Source organism: Micromonospora sp. NPDC051296 (assembly GCF_040682255.1).
Taxonomy (GTDB): domain Bacteria; phylum Actinomycetota; class Actinomycetes; order Mycobacteriales; family Micromonosporaceae; genus Micromonospora; species Micromonospora craterilacus.
In genome coordinates, this window is record NZ_JBFBAO010000333.1 from 1 (window position 1) to 7,818 (window position 7,818).

Below are 7,818 nucleotides of genomic sequence, written 5' to 3' on the forward strand. Positions count from 1 at the left end.
GGCGTACCCGGACCACTACGCCCAGTGGGAGCAGCAGGCCGCTGACCTGGTCGCCCAGCACTGGAACAGCTGACACATACACGGCACAGCTGACTGGCCGGCACCCCGATCGGGGTGCCGGCCAGTCAGCGTCCGCAACACCAAACGTGAATCTTGGACAGTTCCCGTCATCGCCTAACGCCAACTGTCCAAGATCTGCACGGGACTGCTGCGGCGTCGTGTTAACAAGGGGCCCTTCCTCTACACCAGGCGTTAAGAAGGGGCCCTTCCTTGCACCTCAGGTGGCGTTGATGGTGCCGGTTAGCAGCAGGGCGAGGACCAGGGTGCCGACCGCGACCCGGTAGAGCACGAAAACGTACAGGGTGTGGTGCGCGACGTAGCGCAGCAGCCAGGCGATGGCCGCGTAGCCCACCCCGAACGCGATCAGCGTGGCGACGACCATCTGCGCGACGGTGGGTACCGAGGTGCCCGGTGCCGCCGGCTCGAAGACGTCACCCAGGCTGAAGATCCCGGACATCACCACGGCGGGGATGGCCAGCAGGAACGAGTAACGGGCCGCCGTCTCCCGGGTCAGGTTCAGGAACAGACCGAAGGTGAGGGTGGCCCCGGACCGCGACACGCCGGGGATCAGCGCCAGTGCCTGGGCGAAACCCATCACCACGCCGTCCTTCATTCGGAAGTTCTGCAGGGTCCGGGTCTGCCGGCCCCAGTACTCGGCGAACGCGAGAATGAAGGCGAACACGATCAGGGTGGTGGCCACCACCCACAGGTTGCGGGCGGTCTCCCGGATCTGATCCTTGAACAGGTAGCCGAAGAACCCGATCGGGATCGAGCCGACGATCACATACCAGCCCATCCGGTAGTCGAGGCTGGAACGGACGGACTTGTCCCAGATGCCGACGACCCAGGTTCGGCCGATTCGCCAGATGTCCTTGGCGAAGTAGAGCAGGACGGCCGCCTCGGTGCCCAGCTGGGTGACCGCGGTGAACGACGCCCCGGCGTCCCGCTCGAAGAAGATCGCCGAGGTGATCCGCAGGTGCCCCGACGAGCTGACCGGCAGGAACTCGGTCAGGCCCTGGACGATGCCCAGGACGATGGCTTCGACCCAGGTCACTCCCCGACTCCCGAGAGGTCGAGCGCCTCGGCGACGGTCCGCAGGGTCTGTACCCCGTTGTCGCGGTCGGCGGCGAACAGGGTCACCGAAAGGGTGGTCACCCCGGCCTCGGCGAACTGGCGCATCCGCTCGGCGATGCGCTCCTTCGGCCCGAGCAGCGAGGTCCGGTCGATGAACTCCATCGGCACCGCGGCGGCCGCGTCCCGCTGCCGCTTGGCCAGGTAGAGGTCCTGCACCTCGCGGGCGGCGTCGCCGTACCCCATCCGGGTGGCCAGCTGGTTGTAGAAGTTCTGCTGCCGGCTGCCCATGCCGCCGACGTACAGGGCGGCGTACCAGCGGACCAGCGCCGCGCAGGACTCGATGTCGTCGCCGACCACGACGGGCACGGACGGCACCACGTCGAAGCCGGCCAGTTCCTTGCCGGCCTTGGCCCGGCCGGCGCGCACCGCCGCGAGCTGCTCCTCGGCGAACTCGGGGGTGTAGAAGACGGCCAGCCAGCCGTCGGCGATCTCGCCGGCCAGCTCCAGGTTCTTCGGGCCCACCGCGGCCAGGTAGATCGGGATGTGCTCGCGCGGTGGGTGGAAGCCCAGCCGGAGCGCCTTGCCGGGCCCGTCGGGCAGCGGCAGCGTGTGGAACTCGCCGTCGTACGCGACCTCCTTGCGGGCCACCGCCAGTTTCACGATGTCAACGTACTCCCGGGTGCGCGCGAGGGGCTTGCCGAACCGTACGCCGTGCCAGCCCTCGGAGACCTGCGGGCCGGAGACCCCCAGGCCGAGGCGGAACCGGCCGCCGGACAGCGCGTCGAGGGTGGCCGCGGTCATCGCGGTCATCGCGGGCGTACGGCCGGGGATCTGCATCACCGCGCTGCCGATGTCGATCCGCTCGGTCTGCCCGGCCATCCAGGCGAGCATGCTCGGCGAGTCGGAGCCGTACGCCTCCGCCGCCCACACCACCGAGTAGCCGAGCCGGTCCGCCTCCTGGGCCAGGGCCAGATGATCGGCCGGTGTGCTCCACGCTGTCTGGTATCCGAGGCTTAGCCCGAGTCGCACAGAGTCCTCCCCCATCCGCAGTCGCATCAGGTTACGCAATGGCGGCGGTTGGGACGATCACCGGCTCACCCCGAATCGCCCGCCGGACCGCCGCAAGCCGGACAGCCGACGGTACGGGCCGATGCCGGCGACCCGGACGAGCGGAAACACGGACTGGCGGGCAGACTCGACGGGAGCGAGGATATCGGTCCAGCCCTGGTTCGAAATAAGGTTCACCCATGCAGCAGCGACCGCTCGGCCGAAGCGGGCTGGCGGTTTCCCGGCTCGCACTCGGCACCATGACCTGGGGCCGGGACACCGACGCCGACGACGCGGCCGCGCAACTGAAGAGCTACCTCGATGCGGGCGGCAACCTGGTCGACACCGCCGACGTGTACGGCGACGGCGACGCCGAATCGGTGATCGGCTCGCTGCTGGGCTCCCTGGTGCCCCGCGACGAGCTGCTGATCGCCACCAAGGCCGGGTTGCGGCCGGGCGGCAACCGACGCCGGGACGGCTCCCGGGGGCACCTGCTGCGTACGCTGGACGCCTCTTTGCAGCGGCTGGGCACCGACTACGTCGACCTGTTCCAGGTGCACGGCTACGACCCGCAGACCCCGCTGGAGGAGACCCTGGCCGCGCTGGACCACGCGGTGGCCAGCGGCCGGGTGCGCTACGTCGGCGTGTCGAACTTCTCCGGCTGGCAGACCGCCCGGGCGGCGGCCTGGCAGGCGGCCTGGCCGGGCCGGGCGCCGGTGGTGGCCGCCCAGGTGGAGTACTCGCTGCTGGAGCGGGGCGTGGAGCGCGAGGTGCTGCCGGCGTGCGAGGCGCTCGGGTTGGGCGTGCTGCCCTGGTCGCCGCTGGGTCGGGGGGTGCTCACCGGCAAGTACCGGCACGGGCGGCCGGCGGACTCCCGGGCGGTGTCGCCGCATTTCGAGCGGTTCGTCGCCACCTATCTGGAGCCGCGCTGCTCCAGCATCGTGGAGGCGGTGGCCACCGCCGCGGGCGGGCTCGGCGTCTCGCCGCTGGAGGTGGCGCTGGCCTGGATCCGGGACCGGCCCGGGGTGACCGCGCCGATCCTCGGCGCGCGCACGGCCGGGCAGCTGCTCGGCGCGCTCCAGGTGGAGCGGATGACCCTGCCCGAGGAGATCACCACGGCGCTGGACGACGTCTCGGCGCTGGAGGTCGGCTACCCGGAGCGCGACGGCTGACCGGCGGCGGTGCGGGTCACCCGGTGGAGGGTGGCGCACAGGGGGTCGGGCTGGGCAGCATAGGCCCCATGGACTACGAATACGCGCCGCTGCGGTTACCGCCGAACGTCGACCGGTTGACCGCCACGGCGCAGCTGGCGATCCAGGCGGAGTTCTCCGGATGGGAGCTGGCCCGGGTACGGCTGTTCCGCGACGGTACGCGCCAGGTGATGCTGCGCCGCCGCCGGGTGAACTCGCCCCAGCCGGGCCTGTCGTACTGAGCCGGTGACGAGCCCCGGGGTCCCGGCCGTTGCCGGCCGGGACCCGGGCGGTGACCGCCGCGCCCCGTGCGGGGCGCCGGCGGTCAGTGCACGTGGTCGTGCTCGCCCTCGAGATCCAGGAACGGGTGCTCGTCGAGCCGGCCGACCAGCCGGTCGTCGGCCGCCGGCTGGAACGGGCCCACCGGGTCGTCGTCGTCGAAGGACTCCAGGTCGACCGGGGTGCCGACCTCGCTGACCATCACCACGCCGTCGAGCGGTTCCAGCTCCGGCACGTCGAGCGCGCCGAGCGAGCCGTCGCCGCTCTGCAGCAGCTCCAGCACCGCCTCGCCGACGCCCTCCACCGGCGGCACCTCCTCGTCGGCCGGGATGCCCTCCCGGCGGGCCGCCTCCGCGATGCGGATCAGCGCGGAGACGCTGGGCACCCGGTAGTCGCGCCGCTGGCGCACCGAGATCACCTGGGGGTGCGGGTCGGTCGGCTCGACCCCCTCGGCACCGCCGAAGCGCTGGTCGGCCTCGTCCGGGTCGATCGACTCGACGTCCCACGGCGTGACCTCGCCGAAGGCGTCCATGAGTTGCTCGTCGTAGGCGAACGACGCGTTGTTCAACGCCACGTACGCCTGCCAGACGTCGTCGTCGTCGATCCGGCCCTGCGCGGCGCGGACGGCGGCCAGGTGGTGGCGGGCCGCTTCGATCACGCGCTCGAGGGCGGCGTCCAGCTCACCGGTCTGGTCGGTCATGAAGGCGTCCTTTTCTCCGAGGAATCCGAGGTGTCGCGTCCGTCCGGACGCGGACTAGCAGGTACGCAGGAACCGGTCGAGAACCCGCACGCCGAACTGTAGTCCGTCCACCGGAACCCGCTCGTCGATGCCATGGAACAGCGCCGAGAAGTTCAGGTCGGCCGGCAGCCGCAGCGGCGCGAACCCGAAGCAGCGGATGCCCAGCTGCGAGAACGCCTTGGCGTCGGTGCCGCCGGAGAGCATGTACGGCACCGGCCGCGCTCCCGGGTCCTCGGCCCGCAGCGCGGCGGACATCGCCTCGACCAGATCACCGTCGAAGGTGGTCTCCAACGCCGGCTGGCGCTGGATGTACTCGATGTCGATGTCCGGGCCGATCAGCTCGCGCAGCTGCCGCTCCAGCAGCTCGGACTGCCCGGGCAGGCTGCGGCAGTCGATGGTGGCGCTGGCCCGGCCGGGGATGACGTTGTCCTTGTAGCCGGCGTCGAGCCGGGTGGGGTTGGCGGTGTTGCGGATGGTGGCGCCGATGATGTTGGCGATCGGGCCGAGCTTGGCGATGGCGATCTCCGGATCGTCCGGGTCCACCTCGATGCCGAGCACCTCGGAGACCTCCTCGAGGAAGGCGCGTACGGTGTCGGTGACCACCACCGGGAAGCGGTGCGCGCCGATCCGGGCCACCGCCTCGGCCAGCGCGGTGACCGCGTTGTCGCCGTGCACCATCGACCCGTGCCCGGGCCGGCCCTTGGCGTGCAGCCGCAGCCAGTCGATGCCCTTCTGCGCGGTCTCGATCAGGTAGAGCCGTTGCGACTCGTCCACCGTGTACGAGAAGCCGCCGACCTCGCCGATCCCCTCGGTGCAGCCGTCGAACAGGTCCCGGTGCCGGGTGGCGAGGAAGTGCGCGCCGTACTCGCTGCCCGCCTCCTCGTCGGCGGTGTACGCGAGCACGATGTCCCGCGGCGGGCGGACGCCGGTGCGCTGCCAGTGCCGCACCACGGCGAGCACCATCGCGTCGAAGTCCTTCATGTCGATGGCACCCCGGCCCCACAGGTAGCCGTCGCGCAGCTCACCGGAGAAGGGATCCACCGACCACTCGTCGGGGTCGGCCGGAACGACGTCCAGGTGACCGTGCACGAGCAGGGCGCCCCGGCTCGGGTCGGTGCCGGGGATCCGGGCGATCACGTTGGCCCGCCCGGGGGCGGACTCGTGGAGCACCGGTTCGACGCCGACCTCGGCCAGCTTCTCCGCGACGTACTCGGCGGCGCGCCGTTCCCCCGCGCTGGTGGCGTTGTCGCCCGTGTTGGTGGTGTCGATCCGCAGCAGGTCCCGGCAGAGGTCGACGACCTCGTCGGTCGGCGCGGGGAAGGCGGAGAGGGCGTCGCTCGTCATCGCCCCTTCATACCAGCCTGCGGTTTCGGCGCGGACGAGTGCGGGTACTGCGCGCGCGTCCGGTTGCCATATCATCGTCGCTCCGCCCGCCAGCCGAGGAGGGACCGTGTCCGTCCACCTGCCGCCGCTGCCGCCCACCCCCGGCGACGGCTACCAGCCCGCCGGGCGCAGCATCGCCGCCACCATCGCCGAGGAGCACCAGCAGTTGCTGGACCTGACCCGGCAGCTGGTCGAGCCGGGCCCGGATCCCGCGCACGGCCGGGAGATCCTCATCGCCGCGTTGTCCCGGCACCTGTCGGCCGAGGAGCAGTACCTGCTGCCCGCCGCCCGTCAGGCCCTGACCGACGCCAACGGGCCGGTCGCCGAGGTGCTGGCGGGGGACGCCGCCCTGCTGATGGCGCTGCGTGGACTGACCGACGACCGGCTCGCCATGGTGGCCCGCCTGGTCGAGGCGCACGTGGTGGCGGTCGACGCCCTGGTGACGCGGCTGTGTGCCGCCGCCACCGAGGAGGAGCTGATCCGGCTCGGTAACCGGCTGGAGATCGCCGAGGAGGCCGCGCCGACCCGGCCGCACCCGAGCCTGCCGCACACCCCGCCGTGGAACCGGATCGTCGAGCCGGCGGTGGCCCTGGTGGACAAGGTCCGCGACGCGCTCACCGGCCGGCACACGCAGCTGGGTGAGGTGACCGAACCACCGCCGCGCTGAGCGACCTGCCACACGTTCATGGTCGTTGATCCGTCCGGACCCTTCCGCCGGCCGCTCCGTGGCCCTACCGTCACGCTATGAATCTGGAGTTGCGCCACCTGCGGGTGGTCTGCGCCATCGCGGAGACGGGGAGCGTGACCAAGGCGGCCTCGACGCTCGGCCTGGCCCAGCCGGCGCTGACCGCCCAGCTCCAGCGCATCGAACGGACCCTGGGCGGGCCACTGTTCGAACGGGACCGGCGCGGTGCCCGGCCCACCGCCCTCGGCGAGCTGGTGCTCGCCCGGGCCCGGGTGCTGCTGCCGGCGATGAAGGGCCTGCAGGACGAGGCGGCCCGGCTGGCCGGCGCGGGCGACGCCCCCCGCCGGTACCGGTTCGGCGGGGTGAACAGCCCGATCCTGGGCCGGCTGGTGCACCGGCTCGCCGCCGAGCAGCCACAGGCCCAGCTCACCACGTACGCCTCCTGGTCGGTCGACGAGTTGGCCCAGCTGGTCGCCGGTGGGCGGCTGGACTACGCGCTGACCGGCGTGTGCGGCGACTCCACCCCGTCGGCGGACTACGGGCTGAGCTGGCGAGAGGTCGCGGTCGATCCGGTGATGGTGCTGCTGCCCGAGATCCACCCGCTTTCCGGCCGGGACGAGGTGGCGCTGGCCGACCTGCGGCACGAGCAGTGGGTGGCGGCGCCGGGCGACGGCTGCTTCGGTGACTGTTTCGCCGCCGCCTGCGCGCGGGCCGGCTTCACCCCGCGCAAGGTGTACGAGGCCGACGTGCGCGGCTGCATCGACCTGGTCGACGCCGGCGAGGCGGTGGCGTTGTGCCAGGCCACCTTCCGGCCGGTGGCCGGCCTGGTGACCCGCCGGCTGGTCGGCGCGCCGCTGCGGTGGCGGCTGATGCTGGGCTGGCACCCGGAGTCCGCCGCCGCCCGGATGGCCGACCTGGTGCTGGAGACGGCCCTGGCGGCGTACACCGACGCCCTCGCCCCGCACCCGGCGTACCTGGCCTGGCTGCTGCGCAACCCGGCGTTCGGGGTACGGCGGCCGGCGGCCGCGTGGGCCGGCCGGGGGGTGCGAACCGCTTAACGGCGGGTAATGGGCGGGCATGACCGACCTCTATCCCGCCGCCGACGACCGTGAGGTTCTGCGCGAGGCGGCCGCCCGGCACACCGTCGCCGCCCGGGACGTGGAGACCTTTCTGCGCCGGCTGCCGGAGGTGCCCGACCCGGCCGACCTGACCGAGTACGCCAACCTGATCACCCGGGAGGAGCAGACCCGCGCCGACCGGCAGGCCGTCGACCGCCGGCGAGGACCGCGCTCAGCGCGTTCTGGCTCGCCCACATCGTTCGGTGAATCTCGGCGAGCTGCCGCGATGCCCGGTTGAGCTGA

At 72.3% G+C, this 7,818-nt stretch carries 9 protein-coding genes; 5 read left to right on the plus strand and 4 right to left on the minus strand.

The features are described 5' to 3' along the window. Nucleotides 1–277: 277 nt before the first annotated feature. Nucleotides 278–1,114 (minus strand): undecaprenyl-diphosphate phosphatase, encoded by an 837-nt coding sequence (locus AB0M52_RS26820; RefSeq protein WP_363959131.1) that lies wholly within the window; start codon nucleotides 1,112–1,114, stop codon nucleotides 278–280. Next, nucleotides 1,111–2,163: an LLM class F420-dependent oxidoreductase gene (locus AB0M52_RS26825; protein WP_363959132.1), complete on the minus strand. Its 1,053-nt coding sequence runs from the start codon at nucleotides 2,161–2,163 to the stop codon at nucleotides 1,111–1,113. Before AB0M52_RS26825 ends, AB0M52_RS26820 begins: the two co-directional genes overlap by 4 nt. Before the next feature lie 218 nt (nucleotides 2,164–2,381). On the opposite strand from AB0M52_RS26825, the gene AB0M52_RS26830 reads away from it, so the two are divergent. Both AB0M52_RS26830 and AB0M52_RS26835 read left to right on the plus strand, forming a co-directional pair. Further along, on the plus strand, nucleotides 2,382–3,353 hold the full coding sequence (locus tag AB0M52_RS26830) for an aldo/keto reductase (RefSeq protein ID WP_363959135.1): 972 nt from the start codon (nucleotides 2,382–2,384) through the stop codon (nucleotides 3,351–3,353). Between the two features lie 68 nt (nucleotides 3,354–3,421). Continuing rightward, on the plus strand, nucleotides 3,422–3,613 hold the full coding sequence (locus AB0M52_RS26835; RefSeq protein WP_363959138.1) for a DUF5703 family protein: 192 nt from the start codon (nucleotides 3,422–3,424) through the stop codon (nucleotides 3,611–3,613). Between the two features lie 83 nt (nucleotides 3,614–3,696). Here the strand turns inward: AB0M52_RS26835 and AB0M52_RS26840 are convergent, their stop codons facing one another. Both AB0M52_RS26840 and AB0M52_RS26845 read right to left on the minus strand, forming a co-directional pair. Continuing rightward, nucleotides 3,697–4,350 (minus strand): hypothetical protein, encoded by a 654-nt coding sequence (locus AB0M52_RS26840; RefSeq protein WP_363959141.1) that lies wholly within the window; start codon nucleotides 4,348–4,350, stop codon nucleotides 3,697–3,699. Nucleotides 4,351–4,404: 54 nt separating this feature from the next. Next, nucleotides 4,405–5,733 (minus strand): M20/M25/M40 family metallo-hydrolase, encoded by a 1,329-nt coding sequence (locus tag AB0M52_RS26845; RefSeq protein WP_363959143.1) that lies wholly within the window; start codon nucleotides 5,731–5,733, stop codon nucleotides 4,405–4,407. Between the two features lie 106 nt (nucleotides 5,734–5,839). On the opposite strand from AB0M52_RS26845, the gene AB0M52_RS26850 reads away from it, so the two are divergent. The 3 genes from AB0M52_RS26850 (at nucleotide 5,840) to AB0M52_RS26860 (ending at nucleotide 7,813) form a co-directional block, all read left to right on the plus strand. Beyond that, nucleotides 5,840–6,439 carry a hemerythrin domain-containing protein gene (locus AB0M52_RS26850; RefSeq protein WP_363959146.1) on the plus strand — a complete coding sequence of 200 codons (600 nt, stop codon included), beginning with the start codon at nucleotides 5,840–5,842 and terminating at the stop codon, nucleotides 6,437–6,439. A gap of 77 nt (nucleotides 6,440–6,516) precedes the next feature. Beyond that, entirely contained in the window at nucleotides 6,517–7,515 is a 999-nt protein-coding gene (locus AB0M52_RS26855) for a LysR family transcriptional regulator (protein ID WP_363959149.1), read from the plus strand. 19 nt (nucleotides 7,516–7,534) lie between these two features. Then, nucleotides 7,535–7,813 (plus strand): hypothetical protein, encoded by a 279-nt coding sequence (locus AB0M52_RS26860; RefSeq protein WP_363959152.1) that lies wholly within the window; start codon nucleotides 7,535–7,537, stop codon nucleotides 7,811–7,813. Nucleotides 7,814–7,818 lie beyond the last annotated feature (5 nt).